This is a genomic window from Micromonospora sp. NBRC 110038 (assembly GCF_020884815.1).
Lineage (GTDB): Bacteria > Actinomycetota > Actinomycetes > Mycobacteriales > Micromonosporaceae > Micromonospora > Micromonospora haikouensis.
Genome location: NZ_BBOL01000003.1, coordinates 525,434 through 549,956, shown reverse-complemented (window position 1 = coordinate 549,956; position 24,523 = coordinate 525,434). Strand labels below are relative to the sequence as shown.

Here is a 24,523-nt window from a genome sequence, read left to right as displayed (position 1 = left end):
CGGCCACCGACGCCGGCCGCCGGCTGGTCGCACCGCCGGCCGGGCCGGGGGTACGGGTGTCGGCGGCGCGACGGCCGGTGGGTGACGCGTGGTGGTCAGGCGTACGCGGAGGTGCCCGACGGGCCGGGGGACGTCCTCGCCGTCCGCCGGCCGTGCGCCGCCCGCGACGGCGGGCGGGCCGGGTGCCGGCTGGCGGCGCTCAGCAGCGCAGGACGCTCAGCCGGATCGGGTCGGGTCCGGCGTCGGCGGTGGCGGGGCGCCCGTCGGCGGTGCTGCCCCGGCGGACGGCGGCGTCGGGCAGGGCCGACCCGGCCTGCGGCCCGGGGTCGCGGCGGTCGGTGCCCTGGTTGCCCCGCCCGGAGCGGCTGACCGATCCGCACGCCTTCCCGTCGAAGCGGGGCACGACGGTGGGGTCCGGCGGCTGGCCGGTGTGCGCGGCGAGCGTGGTCACGAGGCGGTACGCCTCCAGGGCGACCTGCCCGGCCCGCCCGGTGCGCGGCGGCCCGCCGGCCCGGGAGGTTGCCCCGGACCGGGCATCGGCGCGGGCCCGGGGGCCCAGGTCGGCGGGCGGCGCGACGGTGGCCGGGGCGGCGACTGCGGTCGGGGCGCTGGCGTGCGGCGCGACGGCGGCCGGGGCGGCGACGGCGGCCGGGGCGCTGGCGTGCGGTGCGGTGTCGGCCTGCGGTGCGGTGTCGGCCTGGGGCGCGACGGCGACGGCGACGGCGTCGAGCGGGGAGCGGCAGGCGAGGCCGAGGTGCAGCAGGAGCGCGCCGGCGAGCAGCGGGGCCAGGAGAACGGCGACGGGTCTGCGCTGCACCGCTCACCCCCAGGCCGGTACGCGTGCACGCACACCGCGTGCCACCACACCGTAGAACTCCCGACCCGCGGTGCCGGTTACGCCCGTTTTAACGGATTGATGCGCGCTGTGGGGGCCTGTCGTGATCCGCGCCCGGACGCGGTGCGGCCCCGGAGCGATCGAGCGCTCCGGGGCCGCACCTGGGGGTGGGTGATCAGCTGGTGGGGGAGACGTACAGCAGGCGGTTCGGGGAACCGGTGCCGGGGCTGGTGACCACACCGGCGGTGGCCGTGCTGGTCAGGTACGAGGCGACCTGGGCCGGGGTCCAGGTCGGGTTGTTGGACAGGACGCGGGCGGCGGCGCCGGCCACGTGCGGCGAGGCCATCGAGGTGCCGCTGATGGTGTTGGTCGCCGTGTTGCTGTTGTACCAGGCGGACAGCACGTCCACGCCCGGGGCGAAGATGTCCAGGCAGGTGCCGTAGTTGGAGAAGCTGGCGCGCGCGTCGTTGCTCTGCGTCGCCCCGACGGTGATCGCCGTGGGCACGGCGGCCGGCGAGGAGGTGCAGGCGTTGGCGTTGGAGTTGCCGGCGGCCACCGCGTAGGTGACCCCGTCGGCGATGGAGTTCGCCACGGCCGTGTCCAGCGACGAGTTCGCGCCGCCGCCGAGGCTCATGTTCGCCACCGCCGGCTGGCCGGCCTGGTGGTTGGAGGTCACCCAGTTGACGCCGCCGATGACGCCGGCGTTGGTGCCCCGGCCCCGGCAGTTGAGCACCCGCACGGCGACGAGCTTGACGTCCTTGGCCACGCCGTACGTGGTGCCGCCGACGGTGCCGGAGACGTGCGTGCCGTGACCGTTGCAGTCGGCGGCCGGCAGCGCGTTGTCGACCGCGTCGTACCCGTCGACGGCCTGGCCGCCGAAGTCGTTGTGGTTGATGTTGATGCCGGTGTCGATGATGTACGCCGTGACGCCGGTGCCGGCGCTCGTGTAGTTGTACGAGCTGCTCAGCGGCAGGGCGGCCTGGTCGGTGCGGTCCAGCCCCCACGGCGGGTTCGCCTGGGTGGTCTGGAGGCTGACCTCGTGGTTCTGCTCGACCCAGGCGACGGACGGGTGCGCCGCGAGGCGCTTCGCGGCGGCCTCGGACAGCCGCACCTCGAAGCCGTTGAGCGCCGCGCCGTACACCTGGGCGACGCTGCCGCCGAACCGCTTGGCCAGGCTGCCGGCGGAGCTGGCGACGGCGGCGGCCCGGGTGCCGGCCTTCCCGCCCACGGCGCTGTCCTTCAGGACCACGATGTAGCTGGAGGGAACGGCGGTGGCGCCACCGGCGTGGCGGATCTCGCCGGTCGCGGGCGCTGCGGACACCGGGCTGCCGATCATGGTGGCGGCCAGCGCCGACGCGGTCAGCACGCCGAGGGTGGCGGCCTTGCGGGGGAGCGTCATCTATCGGTCTCCTCTGTCGTCGACCGCGCCCAAGCTGCGGGTACGCGGTCTGAGATCGTGATGACAGGCTATCGATAGATCCACAGTGAGCTATATATCGAATGGGTCATAGCATCGCGCGTATCTCGTCGCGTACGCCCCGCTGGAACGCGCGGGCCGCCACGCCGCCCGGTGGCGGGCCGCCGCCCCGGGCCGCGATCGCGCGCTCGATCAGGCCGGCCGCCGGGTGCCCCCGCCCGACCAGCCGCCGCCCCGCCGCCACCTTCGGCAGCCAGTCGCCGTCGCGGCAGCGCACCAGCGCGCGGCACGCGCCGAGCACCGCGTCCTCGGCGCCGGCGGCCGGCTCGTCGCCGGGCGGGGTCGGCAGCGCCAACCACCAGGTCAGCGCGTCCACCAGCAGCCGGCGCAGGTCGGTCGGCGTCAGGTCGGCGAACGCCTCCCCGGCCGGCGGCCCGAGCAGGGCCGACCCGCCGGCGTGCAGGATGCTGCGGTCCAGCCCGTACCAGAACCGGCCGTCGGCGGCCGGCCGCTCGTCGCCGGACCAGGTCACCCGGGGCGGCATCCGGGCGCCCGTGTTCAGCTCCACCTCGAAGCCCGGCTCCGGGGTGCCCGACCGGGCCACGTCCCGGCGGTAGACGACCAGCTCCAGCCCGCGCGCCGGGCAGGGCAGCGCCTCGTGCCGCAGCCGGGCGACCAGCTCCCGCTTGCGTCCGGCGGGCAGGGCCTTCGCGCACAGCAACGCCACGTCCACGTCGCTGCGCCCCGGCTGGTACGCGCCGAGCGCCACCGACCCGGCCGCGTACGCGCCGACGAGGTCCTCGCCGAGCACCTCGCCGGCCGCAGTGACCAGCTCCGTCAGGTAGCGCTCCACCTCCGTGTCCACCGTCGCATTGTGGCGGTCCGGCTCGCTCAGGGGCGGTCCCGCTCCAGCAGGGCGGCGAGCCGCTCGGCCGTCGACGGCGCGTGCAGGTGCAACCGGGCCACGTTGATGCTGTCCTGACCCACCACGGCGAGCAGTGCCTGCGGACTGACGGCGTAGACGCTCAGGTAGCCGCGGTCGTTGCGGACGGTGGACTGCTGGAACTCGCCCTGGCCCAGCCGCAGCCCCACCTGCCGGCCCAGGCCGTACGTGGTCGCGGCGAGCGCGGCCAGGTCGTTCGGGTCGACGTCGGTCTGCATGTTGTGGGTGATGAGCAGGCCGTCCACGCCGCCGAGGACGCAGCCGTGCACGCCGGGGATCTGCAACCGCAGGTCGGCCAGCTCCTGCCCGATCGCCGCGTACGGCAGCGCGGGGTTGCCCGCCAGCGACGGCGGGAACGACCGGGGCGCCGGCAGGTCCCCCGGCTGCCGTGCGGTGCGCCGGGGCAGGACGGTTCCGGTGCTGTCGACCACGCTCACAGCTCCAGGCTCTCCTCGATGACGCGCAGCTGGTGGCGGGCCATCGCCAGGTTGGCCCGGCTCTTGCTCACCATCAGGTACAGGAACAGGCCCTTGCCCGTCCGGCTGGTGACCGGCCGGATCAGGTGGTACTGCGAGCCGAGGGTGATGAGGATGTCCTCGATCTCGTCGTTCAGGTTCAGCATCTCGATGGTGCGCAGCTTGGCGCGGACCACGTCCGTGTTGCCGGCGGCGGCGACCGTCAGGTCGATCTCCCCGGTGCCGCCGGCCACGCCGAGCGTCATGCCGCTGTTGTAGTCGACCAGTGCGGCGCCGATCGCGCCATCGATGTTCATCGCGCTCTTGAGCGCGACGTCAAGGTTCGCCACGGTGTTGTCCCCCAGGTCGGGCGCGCGGGCGTCGCCTGTGCGTTGCCGAGGGTCACCTGTCGGTGACAGGGGCGCCGCGCCGCGCAGAAGGTTTCGCAGAGGCTCGCACACGGCGCGGCGGGGCGCACCCGCAAGCAGGCGTATCGACCTGAGCGGAGGGCCGTGCCGGCTCGCCGGTCCCGTAAGTGGGACCCGGTGACGGATGGCCCGTTCTCGTCCAGGCTGATATGAAGCCCCCCAGGGTGGGTGGTAGGGGACGGGACCGCTCTTACCGACCGCCGCGCGGTCTCCGCCGACACCGCGCCGGCCGCCCCGGCGGGGCACCGCGACGGCGCGGACTCCCGGTCGGCGGGTTCCGCCATTCCGGCCCGGCGGCCGGTCAGCGCGTCTACTGTGGAAGACGTCGGCGACTATTTGCCTGAACCGGTGGCGGCCGGGCGGTGCGCGGTGCACAGTGATCCCATGAGCGACAGCGGAAGTGGTGGGCACTACTACTGGTGCACGCGACACCACCGGGTCGAGACCGAGGCCGACGTCTGCGCGGCGCGGCACGTGCTCGGGCCGTACGCCTCGGCGGCCGACGCGGAGAACGCCCTGCAACAGGTGCAGGAGCGCAACGACGCGTGGGACGCCGAGGACGCCCGTTGGGCCGGGGAGGACAGATAAACGGCGCGGGACGGCCCGCGTCGAGGAACTCCGTGCCCCGAGAGGAGGCACGCGAGAGCATGTCCCCAAGGAGGGAACCACGATGGCCGAAGCACAAAAGGCCACCACCCGCCCGGCCGCCCAACGTACGACCGCGAAGAAGACCGCCGCGGCCGGACGGGCCACGGGCACGACCCGGGCCGCCACCACGGCGACCCGGCGGTCGACCGTGACCAAGGCGTCCCCGAACGCCTCCGGCGCCGGGGCCGGCCGGGTGCCGGCGAAGAAGGCGGTCGCGAAGAAGGCCGCCGCGACGAAGGTGGCGACCAGCAGGACCCCGGTCGGCAGCAGGACCGCGGCGAAGAAGGCGCCCGCGACGCGGGCGTCGGCGAAGAAGGCCCCGGCCGCCAAGACCACGACCGCCAGGAAGACCACCGCCGCGAAGACCACCGCCGCGAAGACCACCGCCACCAAGACCGCGAGGAGCGCCACCGGCGCGGCGGCGACCAAGCGGACGACGGCGGCGACCAAGAAGGCGTCCCCGGCGGCGAAGCGGACGACCACGACGGCGGCGAAGCGCACGACGGCGGCGGCGAAGCGCGCCGGCGCGACGGCGGCGAAGCGCACGACGGCGGCGGCGGCGAAGAAGGCGCCCACGGCGGCGAAGCGCACGGCCGCAGCCGCGAAGAAGGCCCCGGCGGCGAAGAAGACCACGGCCCGGAAGACCACGGTCGCGAAGAAGGCCCCGGCCGCTAAGAAGACCACGGCCCGGAAGACCACGTCGTCCCGGTCCACCGCCACCCGCACGGCCACCGCCAAGAAGGCTCCGGCGAGGAAGTCGACGTCCTCCCGTAACCCCTGATCCCGCCCACCCCGCCCTGTCGACCAGGAGGTTCGCGCCGAAGGCCCGCCGGCCGGCGACGTGAACCTCTTGGCCGACCCCGCGGTGCGGGGCGCCGCGGTGCGGTGGGTGGGGGGTGTCAGGATGGGGCCGTGGTGATCCGACGCGTCCTCGCGCCCCGCATCGACTTCGGTGCGCTGCGCCGCGAGCTGGAACTGCCCGAGCGGTTCCCGCCCGCGGCGCAGCGCGAGGCCGAGGAGGCCGCCGCCGCGCCGCCCCGGCCCGACGTCGACCGCACCGACGTCCCGTTCGTCACCGTCGACCCGGCCACCTCACGGGACCTCGACCAGGCGATGCACCTCGCCCGCCGCTCCAGTGGCGGCTTCCGGGTCCGGTACGCCATCGCCGACGTCGCCGCCCACGTGCGCCCCGGCGGCGCGCTGGAGGAGGAGACCTGGCGGCGCGGGCAGACCGTCTACCTGCCCGACGGCAACGTCCCCCTGCACCCGGAGACGCTCAGCGAGGGCGCGGCCAGCCTGCTGCCCGACCAGGACCGGGCGGCCGTGGTGTGGACGATCGACCTCGACGCCGACGGCGAAACGGTCGCCGTCGTGCTGGAACGCGCCCTGGTGCGCAGCCGCGCCAAGCTGGACTACGTCGGCGTCCAGGCCGCCGCCGACGCCGGTCGGCTGCCCGAGCCGATCGCCCTGCTCCCCGAGCTCGGCGCGCTGCTCACCGCACGCGGCCTGCGCCGGGGCGCGGTCAACCTGCCGCTGCCCGAGCAGGACGTCGAACCGGACGGCGACGGCTGGCGGCTGGTGCTGCGCGGCCCCGTCCCGATGGAGGAGCACAACGCACAGATCTCCCTGCTCACCGGGATGGCCGCCGCCGACATCATGCTCGCCGGCGGGATCGGCCTGCTGCGGACGATGCCGCCGCCGAGGCCGGAGGCGGTGGCCCGGCTGCGCACCGCCGCCGCCCCGCTGGGCGTGCACTGGCCCGACGGCGTCGGCGTCGGTGAGGTGCTGGCCGGGCTGGACGCCTCCGAGCCCCGGGCCGCCGCGTTCGTCGACCAGGCGGCCGAGCTGATGCGCGGTGCCGCGTACACGGCGTTCGACGGCGCGCGGCCCGAGCAGCCGGCACACGGCGGGGTCGCCGCCGCGTACGCCCATGTCACGGCCCCGCTGCGCCGGCTGGCCGACCGGTACGCCACCGAGGTCTGCCTGGCCCTGCACGCGGACCGGCCGGTGCCCGACTGGGCCCGCGCGGCGCTGCCCAGGCTGCCGCAGGTGATGGCCGCGACCGACCGGACGGCCGGCGCGGCCACCCGGGGCGCCGTCGAGCTGGCCGAGGCGGTGTTGCTGGCGCACCGGGTCGGCGAGACCTTCGACGCGGCGGCGCTGGAGGTGGACGAGCCGAGGCCGGGCCGGCAGCCCGGCGGCACGGTGGCGCTGGACGCCCCGCCGGTGCGGGCCCGCTGCACGGGGGCGCTGCCGCTGGGCGAGCGGGTCCGGGTCCGGCTGGTCACCGCCGACCCGGCCACCCGGAAGGTCCTGTTCGCGCTGACCTGACGGCCGCCCTGCGGGCCCGCGCCGCACGGCCGCAGCCCGCGCCGCGCCCGGCGCTGCTGCCGGACCGGCTGGTTTGCGAGGATGGGCCCATGGCATACGACGCGAGCACGCTGCCCGACGTGTCCGGGCTGACCGTCGGCATCATCGGCGGCACCGGCGACCAGGGCCGGGGCCTGGCCTACCGCTTCGCCCGCGCCGGGCAGTCCGTGCTGATCGGCTCCCGGTCGGCCGAGCGCGCCGCCGAGGCCGCCGCCGAGATCGCCGCCCTGCGGGGCGTGCCGGCCGACGCCGAGGTGGCGGGCGCGGACAACGAGGAGGTCGCCCGGCGCAGCGACGTGGTCGTGATCGCGGTGCCGTGGGACGGGCACGCGGCGACCGTCGCCGCCCTGGCCGGGCCGCTCGCCGGCAAGATCGTCGTCGACTGCGTCAACCCGCTCGGCTTCGACCGGCAGGGCCCGTACGCGCTGACCGTCGCCGAGGGCAGCGCCGTCCAGCAGGCCGCCGCCCTGCTGCCCGACTCGCGGGTCTGCGCGGCGTTCAACCACGTCAGCGCCCCGCTGCTGGCCGACCCGGAGGTGGACCGGATCGACCTCGACGTGCTGATCTGCACCGAGGACCGCGAGCTGGTGGACGTCGTCGGCGCGCTCGCCGCCCGGATCCCCGGCATGCGGGGCATCTACGCCGGCCGGCTGCGCAACGCCCACCAGATCGAGGCGTTCACGGCCAACCTGATCGCCATCAACAAGCGTTACAAGGCCCACGCCGGCCTCCGCGTCACCGACCTCTGAGGGACGCCGGCCCGCCCCGGCCCGGCGCGGCTCCGGCCGGTCGCTGCGGGTCGGGCCGCGCGATGTCGGCGACATGGCGGTATCCCAACCGCCCGGATACCGCCATGTCGCCGACGTGGAGTCGATCACCACCTGTGGGACGGGCTGCCGCGTCGAGGCGGCACTGCGGCGGTAGACGGCCGCCGGCACACCCAGTTCGGCGCTCGGGTCAGAGGTTCGGGTCGACGCCGACCTTCTTGCAGGCGGCGTTGGCCTTCGCGCCGGCCTTCTCCAGGGCGGCGCTGTCCTCGGCCGCGGCCTCGACGTCCGCGGCGTTCGCGATCCTGCGGGCCTCCGCGCCGACCGCGGCCAGCGCGATGGCGACCTCGCTGCCGGAGCCGCCCGTCGCGGGCGCGACCTCCGACATCTCGGTGAACGCCTTCTTCATCGCCGCCGCCGGGTCCCCGCCGTCCACGACGGCCTTCATCAGCGCCTTCTTCGAGTCGTCCGCGATCTTCTTCGCGGTTTCGCAGAGCTTCTTGTCGGCGGCCGGGTCGGCGGAGGCGGGGGTGGCGGCCGTCGGGGCGGGGGCGGTGGTCGGGGCGGCAGCAGTGGTAGCAGTGGCGGCGGCCGAGGTGGGCGCGGCTGTCGGGGCCGGCTCCTCCCCGCCGCACGCCGCGAGCGCCAGCACGGAGACGCAGGTCAGGACAACGGTTGAGATGCGAACATGATCCACGAGCGGGTACCTTAGCCGCTGCGTCCGCTGGCCGGACGCCCGCGTCACCACCCGCCGGCTGTCGCCGCCGTCGGCGCGGGCCGCCGGGCGCTGCCGGTGGACGACGCGGGGCACGCCGCCCACCGCAGCCCCCGGACGTGTCAGAAGGTGTGCTCGGCGGCCGGGAACTCGCCGCCCCGGACCTCGTCGGCGAACCGTCGGGTCGCCTCGGTCAACGCCCCGGCCAGGTCGGCGTAGCGCTTCACGAACCGGGGGGCCCTCCCGGTGCGCAGGCCGGCCATGTCCTGCCAGACCAGCACCTGCGCGTCGGTGTCCGGCCCGGCGCCGATGCCGACCGTCGGGATCGCCAGCTCCCCGGTGATGCGCTTGGCCACCTCGCCCGGCACCATCTCCAGCACCACCGCGAACGCGCCCGCCTCGGCCACGGCGAGGGCGTCGGCGAACACCTCGTCGGCCGTGTCGCCGCGCCCCTGCACCCGGTACCCGCCGAGGGTGTGCTCGCTCTGCGGGGTGAAGCCGACGTGCGCCATCACCGGGATGCCGGCCCCGACGATCGCGGCGACCTGGTCGGCGCAGCGCCGGCCGCCCTCCAGCTTCACCGCGTGGCAGCCGCCCTCCTTCATGAACCGCACGGCGGTGCGCAGCGCCTGCGTCGGCCCCTCCTCGTACGAGCCGAACGGCAGGTCGCCGACGACCAGCGCCTGCTTCGTCGCCCGCACCACCGCCCGCACCAGCGGCAGCAGCTCATCGGTGGTCACCGGCAGCGTCGTCTCGTAGCCGAAGACGTTGTTCGCCGCCGAGTCGCCGACCAGCAGCGCCGGGATCCCGGCGGCGTCGAAGATCGACGCCGTGTACTGGTCGTACGAGGTGAGCATCGACCACTTCTCGCCGCGCTCCTTGGCGGCGAGCAGGTCGCGGGTACGCACCCGCCGGGTGGCCGGGCCGCCGTAGAGGGCGGTCACCTCGGTCGGGGTGGACTCCACCATGACTGTCTCCTTCCTCGAGGCCGCGTGCGCGGTCCCCGGGTCCGTCGCAAGCGTCGCACCGCGCGACGGTCGACGGCAGGAGGCAGTGGAGGATTTCACTCCCCGGTGGGCCCGGCCGGGCTCAGCCGTCCTCGCGCCAGCGGTTGGTGATCGGCAGCCGCCGGTCCCGCCCGAACGCCTTCATCGAGATCTTCGTGCCGGGGGCCGACTGCCGCCGCTTGTATTCCGCGGTGTCCACCATCCGCAGCACCCGGTCGACGACCGCCGGGTCGTGCCCCGACTCGACGAGCCCCGTGCGGCCCAGGTCGCCGTCGACGTACCCGATCAGGATCGGGTCGAGCACGTCGTAGTCCGGCAGCGTGTCGCTGTCGAGCTGGCCGGGGCTCAGCTCGGCGCTCGGCGGCTTGCCGATCGAGTTCTCCGGGATCGGCGGGGTCTCGCCCCGGCGGGCGGCGTCGGCGTTGCGCCACTTCGCCAGCCGCCAGATCAGCGTCTTCCACACGTCCTTCACCGGGTTGAAGCCGCCGACCGAGTCGCCGTAGAGAGTGGAGTAGCCCACCGCCAGCTCGCTCTTGTTGCCGGTGGTGAGGACCAGGTGGCCCTCCTGGTTCGACAGCGCCATCAGGATCACCCCGCGCACCCGGGCCTGGAGGTTCTCCACCGTCACCCCGGACAGCGACATGTTCGCCAGGAACGTGTCCACCATCGGCTGGATCGGCTCGACCCGGTAGTCCAGGCCGGTGCGCTTGGCCAGGTCCTCCGCGTCGGCCCGGGAGTGCTCCGACGAGTGCCGGCTGGGCAGCGAGACGCCGACCACGCGGTCCGGGCCGAGCGCGTCGACCGCGAGGGCCGCCACGACCGCCGAGTCGATGCCGCCGGAGAGCCCCAGCACCACCGACGGGAACCGGTTCTTGTCGACGTAGTCGCGCAGGCCCAGCACCAGCGCCTGCCACACCTCCGCCTCGTCGGCGACCGGCTCGATGATCCCGCCCACCGCCGCCGCGCCGCCGGGTGCCGGCGGGACGTCGCCGACCGTGGCCCGCACGATCCGCATGCCCGCGGCCAGCTCGCCGCCGGCCGGCGCCGCCCCGCCGGCCATGGCCGCGTCGCCGCCGTGTCCCTCGGCCGCCGGCAGCTCGACGTCGTGCACGAGCAGGTGCTCGACGAACTGGGGGGCGCGGGCCAGCAGCGTCCCGTCCGCGCCGACGATCAGCGAGTCGCCCTCGAAGACCAGCTCGTCCTGGCCGCCGACCATGTTGACGTACGCCACGGCGGCACCGGCCTCGGCGGCCCGGCGGCGCACCAGCGGCAGCCGGATGTCGTCCTTGTTCAGCTCGTACGGCGAGCCGTTGATCGTGACGACCAGGCCGACGCCGGCCTGCCGGGCCGCCGCGAACGGGCCCCCGGCCTGCCACATGTCCTCGCAGATGGTCAGGGCGACGTCCACCCCGCCGACGCGGACCACCGTCAGCGCGTCGCCCGGGACGAAGTAGCGGTCCTCGTCGAACACCCCGTAGTTGGGCAGGTGGTGCTTGAAGTAGGTGGCCACCACCTCGCCGCCGTGCAGCACCGCCGCGGCGTTGCGGGCCCCCCGGCCCGGCTCGGCGTCGGAGCTGACCTGCGGCGGGCCGTCGGCGTCGAGGTACCCGACCACCACCGGCACCCCGCCCAGGCCGTCGGCGGCCAGGTCGGCGGCGAGGCGGCGCAGCGCGGCCTGCGACGCGGCGACGAAGGACCGGCGGAACACCAGGTCCTCGACCGGGTACCCGGTGAGCACCATCTCCGGGAACAGGACGAGCTGGGCGCCGGCGTCGGCGGCGGTGCGGGTCCACCGGCGGACCAGGCCGGCGTTGCCGGCGAGGTCGCCGACGCTCGGGTTGACCTGGGACAGGGCGAGACGCAGGGTGGGCATGTCCACATCTTGCCCCAGCCGGCCGGCGCCGACACGGCGGCGGCGCGGAGACGGCGGCCACTCGTGCGGCGACGCCCGGCAGCCCGGCGGGGGTCCGTCCGCCAGGGGGCGGGACACGACAGGACGCGGTCCGGGCCGGTCGCGTAACGTCTGCGTAAAGGAGCCGGTGGAGACTGGGCGGCCAGGCCCCACCGGTGGTGGAGACAGTGGCACGAGGGGTGGAAGTGGACCGTCAGCAGGAGTTCGTCCTCCGTACGCTGGAAGAGCGGGACATCCGGTTCGTCCGGCTGTGGTTCACCGACGTGCTGGGCACGCTCAAGAGCGTGTCGGTGGCCCCCGCCGAGCTGGAGGCCGCGTTCGAGGAGGGCATCGGGTTCGACGGCTCGGCGATCGAGGGCTTCGCCCGGGTCTTCGAGTCCGACATGGTGGCCATGCCCGACCCGACCACGTTCCAGGTGTTCCCCTTCGAGGGCGGGGTCAGCGGCGAGAGCGCCCGGATGTTCTGCGACATCCTGCTGCCCGACGGCGGCCCGTCCTGGGCCGACCCCCGGCACGTGCTGCGCCGGATGCTGTCCAAGGCCGCCGAGAAGGGCTTCACCTTCTACACCCACCCCGAGATCGAGTTCTTCCTGCTGGAGAACGGCCCGCAGGACGGCTCGGTGCCGACCCCCGTCGACACGGGCGGCTACTTCGAGCACACCACCCACGCCGTGGCGCGGGACTTCCGCCGCCAGGCCGTGCTGGCCCTGGAGCGCATCGGCATCTCGGTGGAGTTCAGCCACCACGAGGTCGCCCCCGGCCAGCAGGAGATCGACCTGCGGTACGCGGACGCGCTGACCACCGCCGACAACATCATGACCTTCCGGCACGTGGTCAAGGAGGTCGCGCTCTCCACCGGCGTGCAGGCCAGCTTCATGCCGAAGCCGTTCACCGACCAGCCGGGCAGCGGCATGCACACCCACCTGTCGCTGTTCGAGGGCGAGCGCAACGCGTTCCACGACGGCGGCGACCCGATGAAGCTGTCGAAGGTGGCGAAGTCGTTCATCGCCGGGCTGCTCACCCACGCCCGGGAATACACGGCGGTCACCAACCAGTGGGTCAACTCCTACAAGCGGCTGTTCCCGCAGGCGCTGCCCGACCGGATCACCGAGAGCCCCGCGTACGTCTGCTGGGGTCACCTCAACCGGTCGGCGCTGGTCCGCGTCCCGGCCTACGGCAAGCCGAACTCGGCCCGGGTGGAGGTCCGCTCGCTGGACTCGGCGACGAACCCCTACCTGGCGTTCGCGGTGCTGCTCGGCGCCGGCCTCAAGGGCATCGAGGAGGGCTACGAGCTGCCCCCGGGCGCCGAGGACGACGTCTGGTCGCTGAGCAGCGCCGAGCGCAAGGCGATGGGCTACGAGGCGCTGCCGGAGAACCTGGCCGAGGCGATCGACGTGATGGCCGGCTCGGAGCTGGTCGCGGAGGTGCTCGGCGAGCACGTCTTCGACTTCTTCCTGCGCAACAAGCGGGCCGAGTGGGAGCAGTACCGCCGCGAGGTCACCCCCTACGAGCGGCAGCGCTACCTGTCGCTCTAGACGCCGCAGGCCGGCGCGGTCTGTCGGGGACTTGCGGCGGGCCGCTATCGTCTCGATCACCGCGCCGGCACCCCCGCCGGGCGGCAGGTGGTGGGAGGCAGTCGGTGCTGGAGGACCTGCTCAGCGGAGCATGGCAGAGCGTCGTGTTCGGGGTCGTCGGGGTGGGGCTGATGGCGGCCGGCTTCGGCCTGGTCGACCTGCTCACCCCCGGGAGGCTGCGCGAGCTGATCTGGGTGCGGCGCAACGCCAACGCCGGGTTGCTGCTCGCGGCCAACCAGCTCGGCATCGCCGGCATCGTGTTCACCGCGATCCTGACCAGCTACAGCGACTTCGCGAAGGGCCTGGCGTCCACGGTCGTCTTCGGGCTGATCGGCCTGCTGATCATGGCGCTGGCGTTCTTCGTGCTCGACCTGCTGACCCCCGGCCGGCTGGGCGAGATCATCTGCTCCGACGAGCCGCACCCGGCGGCCCGGGTCAGCGCCGCCACCCACTTCGGGGCCGCGCTGATCGTCTGCGCCTGCATCGCCTGAGCGGCCTGTCACACCCGGCGGCTAGCTTCGCGGGGTGAACCGCACCGACCGCCTCTACGCCCTGGTGGAGGAGCTGCGGGCGGTGTCGCCCCGGCCGCGCAGCGCCCGCTGGCTCGCCGGCCGCTTCGAGGTCAGCTCCCGAACCATCGAGCGTGACATCGCCGCGTTGCAGCAGGCCGGGGTGCCGATCTGGGCCGAGCCGGGCCGCACCGGCGGCTACGTGGTCGACCGCGCGCACACCCTGCCGCCGGTGAACCTCACCGCCGTCGAGGCGGTGGCGATGGCCGTCGCGCTGCACCGCCTCGACGGCGGCCCGTTCGCCGAGGCGGGCGCGACGGCCCTGCGCAAGCTGCTCGCCGTCATGCCGCCGGCCGACGCCGCCGAGGCCCGCCGGCTCGCCGGGCGGGTGCACCTGGTCGGGGGCGGGCCGGCCGCGCCCGTCCCGGCCGCCGTCGCCGGGGCGGTCACCGCCGCCCGGGTCCTGCGCATCGGGTACGCCGACCGGGCCGGCGTCGCCACCGAGCGCACCGTGGAGCCGGTGGGCTTCCTCGGCAACCCCTGGCACTGGTATCTGCTGGCCTGGTGCCGGCTGCGCGACGGCCCGCGCGCGTTCCGCCTCGACCGGATCGCCTCGGTGACCGTGCTGGCCGAGCCGGTGACCCGGGAGTTGCGCCCCGACGCGCTGGACATCCCGCGCCAGGTCGTCCGTCAGCTCACCCTCGCCTGAACCGCGCCGCGCGCCCTCGCCCGATCCGCGTCGGAAACACCGACAGGACGCTGTCGCGGCGCGGGGCGAGGCTGGTCCCCGACGACGCCGGTCGACCGGCCGGCGCGACGAACGGGAGGCAGTCCATGACCACGACCAACGCGATCACCTGGTTCGAGATCGGCACCGACCGGCCGGACGAGGCCGAGCGCTTCTACGGCGAACTGTTCGGCTGGGAGTTCGCCGAGCAGGGCGCGCCGGGCCGGTCGTACCGGGTGACCGGCGGCGGGGCGGGCGGCGAGGGGATCGGCGGGGCGATCCGCGCCTCCGACGGCAGCACGCCGAACTACGCGATCTTCTACGCGCAGGTGGCGGACGTGGCCGACGCCGTCCGGCGGGCGGAGACGGCCGGCGGCCGGGTGCTGGTGCCCACGTTCACCGCGCCGAGCGGGCTCACCTTCGCCCACCTGCTCGACCCGTCGGGGAACCACTTCGGGGTCTTCACGCCGCCCCCGGGGCGGTGAACGCCGCCCTGTGCGGGCGGTGAACGCCGCCTTGCGCGGGCGGTGAACGCCGCCTTGCGCGGGCGGTGAACGCCGCGCGCCATGACGCCGACATGGCGGGGTCGGAGTGCTCCTAACCCCGCCATGTCGGCGACCTGGTGTTGCTCAGGCGCGCGGCGTCACTCGCCGGCCGGGCCGCCGTGGCCCCGGCCCCAGCCGCCGGGGAAGCCGCCCCCGCCGGGGAAGACGCCGGCCTCGACGGCCTTGGTGATGGCGTCGGCCTGCTCCTGGGTGAGCTTGCCGTCCTTGACGGCCTGGGCCAGCCGCTCCTTCAGCGCGGCCTGCCGCTCGGCGGCGTCGGGCCGCTCGCCGCGCTCGCCGACCTTGCCCCGCTCCGGCCGGTCGGCCTTGTGCTGCTCCCGGACCTTCTCCAGGGCGGCGGTGACCTTGTCGGTGGAGACGCCCAGCTCCTTGGCGAGCGCCTCGGCGAACTCCGACTGCCGCTCGGCCCGCTTCTCCTGCCGATCGGTGTGCTCGCTGCTGCTGGCGCTCGGCGACGGGGTGGCCCCCTCCTCGGCGAACGCGATGGTCGGCGCCGCGATCCCCACGCCGAGCACGCCGGCCGCCGCGAGGCCCGCCAGCACGTGCTTCTTCGACATCTTGCGGGACATCCTGTGTCCTCCAGACTCGTTGCTCGGATGCGATGACGTCACCGACAGTGACGGGTCTAGCTGGGCCGGAGCCGTGGCGACCCTGTCAGCGAGCTGAAAATCGGGCATTTAGGGGCGGACAAATCGGTTGCCGGGGGACACCGGGCACGGCAGGGTGGCCCGTGACCCCACAGAGAGGCGGGACGCCCGTGCCGCAGCCCACCATCCGCGAGACCGCCCTGCCCGACCCGGACTGCGGGCCGTACGGGATCGCCGCCGGGCCCGACGGCGCGCTCTGGGCGACGCTGGTCCGCTCCGGCGGGATCGCCCGGGTGAGCGCCGACGGCGCGGTGCGGGTCCACCCCGGCGACCCGGCGAGCCGGCCCCTGGTCGTCACCGCCGGCCCCGACGGCGCGCTCTGGTTCACCCGCTCCGGCGACGACCGGCTCGGCCGGATCACCACCGCCGGGGCGGCGACCTCCGTCGCGCTGCCGGCCGGCACCGGCCCCGGCGGCATCGCCGCCGGCCCCGACGGAGCCCTCTGGTACGCGGGGATGAGCAACGACACCGTCGGCCGGGTCGACGTCGACGGCGCCCACACGGCGTACCCGCTGCCGGTCGCCGGCGGGTTCCCGTCGATGATCACGGCGGGGCCCGACGAGGCCCTCTGGTTCACCCTCAACCAGGCCAACGCCGTCGGCCGGATCGCCTGCGACGGCGAGGCGGCCCTGCACCCGCTGCCCACCGCCGCCGCCGGCCCGGTCGGCATCACCCTCGGCGTCGACGGGGCGCTGTGGTTCGTCGAGATCGCCGCCGGTCAGCTCGGCCGGATCACCACCGACGGGCGGATCGAGGAGTTCCCGCTGCCCGACCGCGCCGCCCGCCCGCACGCGATCGTGGCCGACCCGGCCGGCGGCTGCTGGTTCACCGAGTGGGCGGCCAACCGCATCGGCCACGTCACGGCCGCCGGGCGCATCGACGCGTACGACCTGCCCACCCCCGGCTCGGAGTCGCACGGCCTGGCGGTCCTGCCCGACGGCACGGTCCACGCCGCCCTGGAGTCGGGCGCGATCGCCCACCTCACCCCGGCCTAGCGGACGGCGGGGGCGGCGGTCAGGGTGCCGGCGGTGGCGTCGAGGATGGCCTCCGTGCCGACGGGGACGGTGAGCTGGCCGTGGCCGTGGCCGATCGGCAGGCCGCCGAGGACCGGCACACCGAGGTCGCCGAGGCGGTCGGTCAGCACGTCGACGACCGTGGTGTCCCAGCCGTCCGCGCAGTCGGTGAACTGGCCTACGGCCACCCCGGCCAGGCCGTCCAGCGCCCCGGCCCGGCGCAGCTGGGTGAGCATCCGGTCGACCTTGTACGGGGGCTCCTGCACGTCCTCGACCAGCAGGACCGCCCCCGTCAGGTCCGGCATGTCGGCGGTGCCGAGGGTGGCGGCGAGCAGGCACAGGTTGCCGCCGAGCAGCGTGCCCGTGGCGCGACCGGGCACCCGTACCCCGAAGGTCTCCTCGCCGGGGACGGCGGCGACGGTGACCGGCGCGGTGGTCATCAACGCAGCGTGCAGCGACTCGGCGGAGCGCAGCGGGGTGCGCTCGTCCCGCCAGGCCGCCCCGGGGCCGTGCACGCCGGCCAGCCGCGCGCCCCGCCACAGGGCGAGCTGCAACGCGGTGATGTCGGAGAAGCCCGCCACCACCTTCGGGTCCCGGCGCACCGCCGCCATGTCGAGGGCGTCCACGACGCGCTGCGCGCCGTAGCCGCCCCGGGTGCAGATCACCCCGCGCACCTGCGGGTCGGCGAACGCGGCGTTAAGGTCGCTGGCGCGCAGCTCGTCCGCGCCGGCCAGGTAGCCCCGCCGGGCGTACGCGTGCGGGGCCGGCACCGGCCGCAGCCCCCAGCCGGTGAGCAGCTCCACGCCCCGGGCCACCCGCTCGGGCCGGGTCGGCCCGGACGGCGACACCAGCAGCACCGTGTCGCCGGGGCGCAGGGCCGGTGGACGCAGCACGGCGGCCGGGCGCGGCACGGCGTCGTCGGCGGTCACAGCCGCAGAGCCTAGCCGCCGGTCGGCTCCCCGCAGCGGGCACTCCTTCATGGGACCGGACGCGTCCGGCGCGCGGGCCGAGGCGTTCCGGGCGGCGGTCGACGCACCCGATAGCCTCGACGGCGTGGGAACCGCGCTGGTGATCGAGAACGACCCGACCGACGACCCCCGCCGCCTGGGGGAGTGGCTGGTGGAGGGGGGCCTGGAGCTGCGGGTGCTGCGCCCGCACGCCGGCGACGACCTCCCCGACGACCTCGACGGGTACGTCGCGCTGGTGGTGCTCGGCGGCGACCAGCACGCCTACCCGGGCCCCGACGGCACCCCCGGCGCCCCCTGGTTCGGCAAGCTGGAGGGGCTGCTGCGCAAGGCCGTCCGGCACCGGGTGCCGACCCTCGGCGTGTGCCTCGGCGCGCAGCTGCTCGCCACCGCCCACGCCGGCCTGGTCGAGCGCAGCCCGTCCGGGCCCGAGGTCGGCCCGGCCGTCGTCGGCCGGCGGGACGCCGCCGAGACCGACCCGCTGTTCCGGTACGTGCCGCTGATCCCCGACGTGCTCCAGTGGCACACCGACGAGATCACGGAGCTGCCGCACGGGGCGACGCTGCTGGCCGCGTCCACCCGCTACCCGCACCAGGCGTTCCGGCTCGGCGACCGGGCCTGGGGCCTGCAGTTCCACATCGAGTGCGACACCGCGATGATCGCCGACTGGGCGGCCGACTCCGCCCTGCTCGACGAGCTGGGCTACGACCCCGAGCTGGTCGTCGCCGCCTGCGACCGGGTGATGGCCGACGTCGAGGAGGTGTGGCAGCCGTTCGCGATCCGGTTCGCCGCCCTCGCCCTTGGCGAGCTGGGCGACGACAGCGTCCGGCGTCCCCTGCCGCTGCTCGGGCACTGAGGGCGACGATGAGCAGACCCGCCCGGGGCCGGCTGGCCCGCTACGGCTTCGGCACCGACGACAGCTCCCGCGCCGCCGACCTGCTCGGCCCGGCCGGGCTCGACCTGTGGCACCCCCAGGAGCAGGAGCCGATCGACGACCGGGCCGCCGAGCTGCTGGCCGCGCTGTCCCGGGCCGCCGACCCGGACCTGGCCCTGCGCCAGCTGCACCGCCTCGTCGAGGCCGAGCGCCGCACCACCGGGGGCACCGCCACACCCGCCACCAACGGCAGCGGGGAGGGCGGTCACGGCGACCGGGCCGCCGGCTCGGCCGTGCTGGACGCCCTGCACGCCGACCCGGGGCTGCGCCGACGGCTCGTCGCCGTGCTCGGCGCGTCCTCGGCCCTCGGCGACCACCTGGTGGCCAACCCCCACCAGTGGCCGGTGCTCGCCACCGACCCCGACGGGCTCGCCCCCGCCGCCGAGGGCCGGCTCGACCTGGCCGCCGCCGCCCGCCTCACCCCGTCCACCCAGCCGGTGGCGGTGCTGCGGCAGGCATACCGGCTGGCCCTGCTGCGCATCGCGGCGGCCGACCTGACCGGCGGCCGGGCCCTGGAGCAGACCATGGCCGCGCTGTCCGCGCTGGCCGACGCCACCCTCGCGGCGGCGTACGACATCGCGGTGGGCGAGCTGCCCGAGGGCACCGCCGTGCCGCGCCTCGCCGTGGTCGCGATGGGCAAGTGCGGCGGCGGCGAGCTCAACTACGTCTCCGACGTCGACGTGATCTTCGTCTGCGCCGACGACGACGAGCTGCCGGCGGCCACCACGATCGCCACCCGGCTGATCCACGTCTGCGGGCTGGTCGCCTGGCCCGTCGACGCGGCGCTGCGCCCCGAGGGCAGCCGGGGCCCCCTGGTGCGCACCCTCGCCAGCCACCTGGCCTACTACCGGCGCTGGGCGCGCACCTGGGAGTTCCAGGCGCTGCTCAAGGCCCGCCCGGCGGCCGGTGACCTGGCGCTGTGCCAGGAGTGGATCGACCAGCTCGCCCCGCTGGTGTGGACCGCCGCCGAGCGACCCGAGGCCGTCGACGACGTCCGGTCCATGCGCCGGAAGATCATCGACAACATCCCGCCGAAGGAGCTGGAGCGCGAGATCAAACGCGGCCCCGGCGGGCTGCGCGACATCGAGTTCGCCGTCCAGCTCCTGCAACTGGTGCACGGCCGCGGCGACGAGACGCTGCGCGTACCCGGGACGATCCCCGCCCTGCGCGCCCTCGTCGCCGGCGGCTACGTGGGCCGGGCCGACGGGGAGGCGCTGCTGCGCGGCTACCGCTTCCTGCGCGGCGTCGAGCACCGGCTCCAGCTCCAGGGCCTGCGCCGCACCCACACCGTGCCGACCGAACCGGCCGCGCTGCGCTGGCTCGCCGCCGCCCTCGGCTACGCGGCCACCCCGGGCCGCAGCGCCGTCGAGGAGTTCCGCGCCGAGTGGGTCACCCACGCCACCGAGGTACGCCGGCTGCACGCCAAGCTGCTCTACCGGCCCCTGCTGGAGTCGGTGGCCCGGGTCCCCGCCGACGGGCTGCGGCTCACCCCCGAGGCGGCCCGACACCGGCTGGAGATCCTCGGCTTCGCCGACCCGGCCGGGGCGCTGCGCCACCTCCAGGCCCTCACCGGCGGGGTGAGCCGCACCGCCGCCATCCAGCGCACCCTGCTGCCGGTGCTGCTCAGCGAGTTCGCCGACGCGCCCGAACCGGACCGGGGGCTGCTCAACTACCGGCAGGTCTCCGACTCCCTCGGCAGCACCCCCTGGTACCTGCGGCTGCTGCGCGACTCCGGCCCGGTGGCCCGCCGGCTGGCCCGCGTCCTCTCCTCCTCCCGGTACGCGGCCGACCTGCTGGCCCGCGAGCCGGAGGCGCTGCGGCTGCTGGCCGAGGAGAACGAGCTGACCCCCCGCCCGCGCGCCGTCCTCTGCGAGGGCTTCGCCGCCGCGGCGGCCCGGCACGCCGACGACCCCGTCGAGGCGACCCGGGCGGTACGCGCGCTGCGCCGCCGGGAACTGGTCCGCATCGCCTGCGCCGACATGCTGAGCCGCGCCGGGTCGCTGGCCCCCACCCCCACCTCCGCCCGGGACGCGCTGGGCCTCGCCGACGTCACCGCCGTCGGCACCGCCCTGTCCGACGTCACCGACGCCACCCTCGCCGCCGCGCTGCGCGCCGCCCGGGCCGCCCAGCCGGCCCTGCCCGGCCTGCGGTTCGCGGTGATCGGCATGGGCCGGCTCGGCGGGTACGAGTCCAACTACCTCTCCGACGCCGACGTGCTCTTCGTCTACGACCCGCCCGCCGGGGCCGACGAGGGCGCGGCCAGCGCCGCCGCCCACGCCGTCGCCGAGGAGCTGCGCCGGCTGCTGTCAGCCCCCGCCCCCGACCCGGCGCTCGGCATCGACGCCGACCTGCGCCCCGAGGGCCGGCAGGGCCCCCTCGTGCGCAGCCTCGCCGCCTACGCCCAGTACTACGCCCGCTGGTCGAAGGTGTGGGAGGCGCAGGCGCTGCTGCGCGCCCGGTTCGTCTGCGGCGACGCCGACCTGGGGGCCGAGTTCGAGGCGATGGTCGACCCCGTCCGCTACCCCGCCGACGGACTCACCCGGGAGCAGATCGTCGAGATCCGCCGGATCAAGGCGCGGGTGGAGACCGAGCGGCTGCCCCGGGGCGCCGACCCGGCCACCCACACCAAGCTGGGCCGGGGCGGGCTCGCCGACGTCGAGTGGGCGGTGCAGCTGGTCCAGCTCCGGCACGCCGGACGGCTGCCGGCGCTGCGCGGCACGCGTACCCTCGACGCGCTCGCGGCGGCGGCCGGCGCGGACCTGGTCGACCCGGCGGACGCCACCGCGATGGCCGCCGGCTGGACGCTCGCCGCGCAGGTCCGCAACGCGCTGATGCTGGTGCGGGGCCGCTCCGGCGACCAGCTGCCCCGGCACGGCGTGGAACTGGCCGGGGTGGTGCGGCTGCTCGGCCGCGACGACCCGGGCGAGTTCCTCGACGAGTACCTGCGCACGGGCCGCCGCTCCCGCGCGGCGATGGAACGCGTCCTCGATGCCTGAGGCGCAAGGAAGGGCCCCTTCTTATCACTTTCTGCATAGCAGGAGACCCCTGTTAACACCTGCCGTGGTGGCGGCCGGCGCGGCGGTGCTGCTCGCGGCGGCGTACCTGATCGCCCCGCCGATGGGCACCGACCTCGCCGCGCAGGTCGCCCGCGCCGGGTTCGCCGACCGGCACGGCTTCACCCCGGTCGACCTCGGCTGGTACGGCGGGGTCGACCAGTTCGGCTACAGCCTGTTCACCGCCCGGCTGGCCGCTTGGGTGGGCCCCCGCCTGCTCGGGGCCGCCGCCGCGGTGCTCGCCGCCGCCGCGCTGGGCCACCTCTTCGCCCGGCACCGGGCCCGCCGGCCGCTGCTCGCCGGGCTCCTCGGCGCGGTCGTGCTGGTCGGCAACCTGGCCAGCGGCCGGGTCACCTTCGCCGTCGGCCTGGCGCTGGGGCTGCTCGCGCTCTGCGCGGTCGGTGCCGACCCGGTGGGTCCACGCGGTTGGGCCCGCCCGGCGCGGCTGGCCCTGGCTGGGCTGCTCGCCGCGCTGGCCACCTGGGCCAGCCCCGTCGCCGGCCTGTTCACCGGCCTGGCCGGCGCGGCGCTGCTGCTGGCGAGCCTGCGCCGGGGCCCCGGGCCGGGGCGGGCGCTGCCCGCCGGGTGGCGGGCTGACCGGCCGCTCGCCGAGAGCCTGATGCTGTGCCTCGCCCCGGCGGTCGCGCTCGCCCCGATGGCGCTGCTGTTCGGCAACGGCGGCACGCAGCCGTTCACCGCCGAGTCGATGCGGATCAACGTGGCCCTCGCCGTGGTGGTGTTCTTCGCGGTGCCGCGCCGCCGTCGCACGCTGCGCGTCGGGGCCGCGCTGACCGTGCTGCTGCTGGTCGTCGCGCAGCTCGTGCCCAGCCCGATCGGCTCCAACGCGCTGCGGCTGCCGCTGCTGTTCGCGCTGCCCCTGCTCGCCGGGTACGCGCCGCTGCCCGGCCCGTGGCTGGCCGGGCTGCTCGCCGCCTGCGTCTGGTGGCAGAACCCGGTGATGACCGCCGATCTGGCCCGCGCCGGCTCGCCCGAGAGTGCGGCGGCGTACTACCGGCCGCTGGTCGACGAGCTGGCCCGCCGGCAGCCGGTGGGCCGGGTCGAGGTGGTGCCGCTGCGCGACCACTGGGAGTCGGCGTACCTGCCGGACACCGTGCCGCTGGCCCGGGGCTGGGAGCGACAGGTCGACACCGCCCGCAACCCGCTGTTCTACGGCGACGACCTCACCGCCGACGCGTACGCCGCCTGGCTGCGCCGCGAGGCCGTCGCATACGTCGCGCTCGCCCTCGACAGCGTGCCCGACCGGTACGCCCGCCAGGAGGCCGCCCTCGTCGCCGCCGGTCAGCCGTACCTGCGGGAGGTGTGGCGGGACGCCACCTGGCGGCTGTACGCCGTGACCGACCCCGTGCCCCTGGTCGGGGCGCCGGGACGGCTGGACGAATCGGGCCGGGCCGCCGTCCGGTTCACCGCCGACGCGCCCGGCGATGTGCCGGTCCGGATCCGCTGGTCGCGCTGGCTGACCCTGACCGGGCCGGGCGGTTGCCTCGCGCCCGCCCCGGACGGCTTCCTCACGGTGCGCGGGGCCACGCCCGGGTCGTACCGGGTCACCAGTTCCCTGCGGTCGTCCGGACAATGCTGACCGTGGACCGTCACCGTCTGATCCGTTACGCGGGGCTCGCCGGCTCCGTCCTGCTGTCGCTGTCGGGGTTCCTCGGTGGAGCGTTCCCCGGCGGCGACCTGCGCCCCACCCCGGTCAGCATCTGGCAGGGCCCGCACGGGCCGCTGATCATCGTGGCCTGGCTGGTCGGGACCACGCTGATGGCGTGGGCCTGGTGGTCACTGCGCGACGGCCCGCCGTCCGCGCGCTGGGCCCTCGTCACCGCCGGGCTCTGGCTGCTGCCGCTGCTGGTCGCGCCGCCCATGGCCAGCCGCGACGTGTACGCGTACGCGTGCCAGGGGGCCAGCTTCGCCAACGGCATCAGCCCGTACGAGCAAGGCGTGTCGGCGCTGCCCTGCCCGTGGCTGGACACCATCTCGTACATCTGGCGGGACACCCCGGCCCCGTACGGCCCCCTGTTCGTGGTGCTCGCCGGCGCGGTGGTGAAGGCGACCGGGTCGCTGACCGCGAGCATCGTGCTGTTCCGGTTGTTCGCCGTTGCCGGGGTGGCGCTGACCGCCGCCTGCCTGCCGGTGCTGGCCCGCCGCTGCGGGGTTCCCGTCGGGCGGGCGCTGTGGCTGGCGCTGGCCAGCCCGCTCATCGGCGTGCACCTGGTGGCCGGAGCGCACAACGACGCGATCATGGTCGGCCTGCTGGTCGCCGGCCTGGCCGTGGTGGCCGCCCGGCCGGGCCGCCCCGGGCCGATGCTGGCCGGGGGGGTGCTGCTCGGGCTGGCCGTGTCCATCAAGATCACCGGCGTGGTGGTGATCCCGTTCGCCGCGCTGGCCGCCATGTCCGGGCCGTACCGGATCCGCACGCTGGTGCGCGATGGCGGGTGGGTCGTCGCCGGTGCGGTCGCCACCGTGGTCGGGGTGACCTTCGCCGGCGGGCTGGACTTCGGCTGGGTCGGCGGGCTGTCCAAGGGCGGCGACGCGATCGCCTGGACCTCGCCGCCCACCGCCGTGGGGCAGACCGCCGGGTACGTCGCGTTGCTCTTCGGCGCGCACGTCGATGCGCTGCCCGTGGCTCGGGCGCTCGGCGTGGTGGTGCTCGCCGGGCTGCTGCTCTGGCTCTGGTTGCGGGCCCGCACGCGGGAGCCGCTGTGGCACGCCGGCCTCGCGCTGGCCGCCATGGTGGCGATGTCCCCGGTCGTGCACCCCTGGTACTGGATCTGGCCGCTGACCGTGCTCGCCGCGACGACCGTCCGCCCCGCCCGCTGGTACATCGTCGTGGCGCTCGTCTCGGCGTTCCTGATCCTGCCGGACGGCACCGGGCTGGCCCGGTACACGAAGCTGCCCGGTGCCCCGCTGATGACGCTTCTGCTGATCTGGGCAGCCGTGCGGTTGGTACGGTCGGCCAGGGCGGATCGCGCGGCGGACCGCGCGCCGGACCCCGCCATCCGGGGAGCCGACTGAGCGAAGGG

The 24,523-nt window shown here is 75.7% G+C and carries 23 protein-coding genes; 13 read left to right on the top strand and 10 right to left on the bottom strand.

Going from position 1 to position 24,523, the window contains the following annotated elements:
* Positions 1–199: 199 nt before the first annotated feature.
* The 5 genes from LPU61_RS14120 to LPU61_RS14100 all read right to left on the bottom strand — a co-directional run bounded on the left by LPU61_RS14120 (position 200) and on the right by LPU61_RS14100 (position 4,000).
* Positions 200–817 (bottom strand): hypothetical protein, encoded by a 618-nt coding sequence (locus tag LPU61_RS14120; protein ID WP_229405310.1) that lies wholly within the window; start codon positions 815–817, stop codon positions 200–202.
* 193 nt (positions 818–1,010) lie between these two features.
* Positions 1,011–2,234 (bottom strand): S8 family peptidase, encoded by a 1,224-nt coding sequence (locus LPU61_RS14115; RefSeq protein WP_229405128.1) that lies wholly within the window; start codon positions 2,232–2,234, stop codon positions 1,011–1,013.
* Positions 2,235–2,340: 106 nt separating this feature from the next.
* Complete coding sequence (locus LPU61_RS14110) at positions 2,341–3,117, bottom strand: nucleotidyltransferase domain-containing protein (RefSeq protein WP_229405127.1); 777 nt, start codon at positions 3,115–3,117, stop codon at positions 2,341–2,343.
* A 26-nt stretch (positions 3,118–3,143) separates the two neighbouring features.
* Complete coding sequence (locus LPU61_RS14105) at positions 3,144–3,632, bottom strand: roadblock/LC7 domain-containing protein (protein ID WP_229405126.1); 489 nt, start codon at positions 3,630–3,632, stop codon at positions 3,144–3,146.
* On the bottom strand, positions 3,629–4,000 hold the full coding sequence (locus LPU61_RS14100; protein WP_043967064.1) for a hypothetical protein: 372 nt from the start codon (positions 3,998–4,000) through the stop codon (positions 3,629–3,631). Before LPU61_RS14100 ends, LPU61_RS14105 begins: the two co-directional genes overlap by 4 nt.
* Before the next feature lie 462 nt (positions 4,001–4,462).
* On the opposite strand from LPU61_RS14100, the gene LPU61_RS14095 reads away from it, so the two are divergent.
* From LPU61_RS14095 to npdG, 4 genes are all read left to right on the top strand, one after another.
* Positions 4,463–4,666, top strand: a complete 204-nt coding sequence (locus tag LPU61_RS14095) for a hypothetical protein (protein ID WP_043969275.1) — start codon at positions 4,463–4,465, stop codon at positions 4,664–4,666.
* Positions 4,667–4,748: 82 nt separating this feature from the next.
* Positions 4,749–5,507 carry a histone gene (locus LPU61_RS14090; protein ID WP_229405125.1) on the top strand — a complete coding sequence of 253 codons (759 nt, stop codon included), beginning with the start codon at positions 4,749–4,751 and terminating at the stop codon, positions 5,505–5,507.
* A 131-nt stretch (positions 5,508–5,638) separates the two neighbouring features.
* A complete protein-coding gene (locus LPU61_RS14085; RefSeq protein WP_043967069.1) occupies positions 5,639–7,057 on the top strand; it encodes an RNB domain-containing ribonuclease in 1,419 nt (472 codons plus the stop codon).
* A gap of 89 nt (positions 7,058–7,146) precedes the next feature.
* Positions 7,147–7,845, top strand: a complete 699-nt coding sequence (gene npdG, locus LPU61_RS14080) for an NADPH-dependent F420 reductase (RefSeq protein ID WP_043967071.1) — start codon at positions 7,147–7,149, stop codon at positions 7,843–7,845.
* Positions 7,846–8,053: 208 nt separating this feature from the next.
* On the opposite strand, the gene LPU61_RS14075 is transcribed toward npdG, so the two are convergent.
* The 3 genes from LPU61_RS14075 to LPU61_RS14065 all read right to left on the bottom strand — a co-directional run bounded on the left by LPU61_RS14075 (position 8,054) and on the right by LPU61_RS14065 (position 11,458).
* Positions 8,054–8,674, bottom strand: a complete 621-nt coding sequence (locus LPU61_RS14075; RefSeq protein ID WP_144420369.1) for a hypothetical protein — start codon at positions 8,672–8,674, stop codon at positions 8,054–8,056.
* Positions 8,675–8,700: 26 nt separating this feature from the next.
* Positions 8,701–9,546: a 3-methyl-2-oxobutanoate hydroxymethyltransferase gene (gene panB / locus LPU61_RS14070; RefSeq protein WP_229405124.1), complete on the bottom strand. Its 846-nt coding sequence runs from the start codon at positions 9,544–9,546 to the stop codon at positions 8,701–8,703.
* A gap of 121 nt (positions 9,547–9,667) precedes the next feature.
* Entirely contained in the window at positions 9,668–11,458 is a 1,791-nt protein-coding gene (locus LPU61_RS14065; RefSeq protein WP_229405123.1) for an NAD+ synthase, read from the bottom strand.
* Positions 11,459–11,682: 224 nt separating this feature from the next.
* Between LPU61_RS14065 and glnA the strand changes: the two genes are divergently transcribed.
* The 4 genes from glnA to LPU61_RS14045 all read left to right on the top strand — a co-directional run bounded on the left by glnA (position 11,683) and on the right by LPU61_RS14045 (position 14,792).
* Positions 11,683–13,032 (top strand): type I glutamate--ammonia ligase, encoded by a 1,350-nt coding sequence (gene glnA / locus LPU61_RS14060; protein ID WP_043967078.1) that lies wholly within the window; start codon positions 11,683–11,685, stop codon positions 13,030–13,032.
* Between the two features lie 104 nt (positions 13,033–13,136).
* Complete coding sequence (locus LPU61_RS14055) at positions 13,137–13,562, top strand: DUF350 domain-containing protein (protein ID WP_043967080.1); 426 nt, start codon at positions 13,137–13,139, stop codon at positions 13,560–13,562.
* 34 nt (positions 13,563–13,596) lie between these two features.
* Positions 13,597–14,289: a YafY family protein gene (locus tag LPU61_RS14050; RefSeq protein WP_043967082.1), complete on the top strand. Its 693-nt coding sequence runs from the start codon at positions 13,597–13,599 to the stop codon at positions 14,287–14,289.
* A gap of 125 nt (positions 14,290–14,414) precedes the next feature.
* Positions 14,415–14,792 carry a VOC family protein gene (locus LPU61_RS14045; protein ID WP_043967083.1) on the top strand — a complete coding sequence of 126 codons (378 nt, stop codon included), beginning with the start codon at positions 14,415–14,417 and terminating at the stop codon, positions 14,790–14,792.
* Positions 14,793–14,950: 158 nt separating this feature from the next.
* On the opposite strand, the gene LPU61_RS14040 is transcribed toward LPU61_RS14045, so the two are convergent.
* Complete coding sequence (locus tag LPU61_RS14040; RefSeq protein WP_229405122.1) at positions 14,951–15,442, bottom strand: hypothetical protein; 492 nt, start codon at positions 15,440–15,442, stop codon at positions 14,951–14,953.
* A gap of 161 nt (positions 15,443–15,603) precedes the next feature.
* Between LPU61_RS14040 and LPU61_RS14035 the strand changes: the two genes are divergently transcribed.
* Complete coding sequence (locus LPU61_RS14035; protein ID WP_229405121.1) at positions 15,604–16,515, top strand: virginiamycin B lyase; 912 nt, start codon at positions 15,604–15,606, stop codon at positions 16,513–16,515.
* Here the strand turns inward: LPU61_RS14035 and LPU61_RS14030 are convergent.
* Positions 16,512–17,462, bottom strand: coding sequence for an LD-carboxypeptidase (locus LPU61_RS14030; RefSeq protein WP_229405120.1), 951 nt, complete (start codon positions 17,460–17,462; stop codon positions 16,512–16,514). The two genes, LPU61_RS14035 and LPU61_RS14030, sit on opposite strands and share 4 nt — an antisense overlap.
* Before the next feature lie 49 nt (positions 17,463–17,511).
* On the opposite strand from LPU61_RS14030, the gene LPU61_RS14025 reads away from it, so the two are divergent.
* From LPU61_RS14025 to mptB, 4 genes are all read left to right on the top strand, one after another.
* Positions 17,512–18,354: a type 1 glutamine amidotransferase gene (locus LPU61_RS14025; protein WP_229405119.1), complete on the top strand. Its 843-nt coding sequence runs from the start codon at positions 17,512–17,514 to the stop codon at positions 18,352–18,354.
* Positions 18,355–18,362: 8 nt separating this feature from the next.
* The gene (locus LPU61_RS14020) at positions 18,363–21,428 is read left to right on the top strand and encodes a bifunctional [glutamine synthetase] adenylyltransferase/[glutamine synthetase]-adenylyl-L-tyrosine phosphorylase (RefSeq protein WP_229405118.1); all 3,066 of its coding nucleotides are present in this window, start codon (positions 18,363–18,365) and stop codon (positions 21,426–21,428) included.
* A 67-nt stretch (positions 21,429–21,495) separates the two neighbouring features.
* Positions 21,496–23,082 carry a hypothetical protein gene (locus LPU61_RS14015; protein WP_229405117.1) on the top strand — a complete coding sequence of 529 codons (1,587 nt, stop codon included), beginning with the start codon at positions 21,496–21,498 and terminating at the stop codon, positions 23,080–23,082.
* Positions 23,076–24,515, top strand: coding sequence for a polyprenol phosphomannose-dependent alpha 1,6 mannosyltransferase MptB (mptB, locus tag LPU61_RS14010; RefSeq protein WP_374199664.1), 1,440 nt, complete (start codon positions 23,076–23,078; stop codon positions 24,513–24,515). Before LPU61_RS14015 ends, mptB begins: the two co-directional genes overlap by 7 nt.
* Positions 24,516–24,523: the final 8 nt, after the last annotated feature.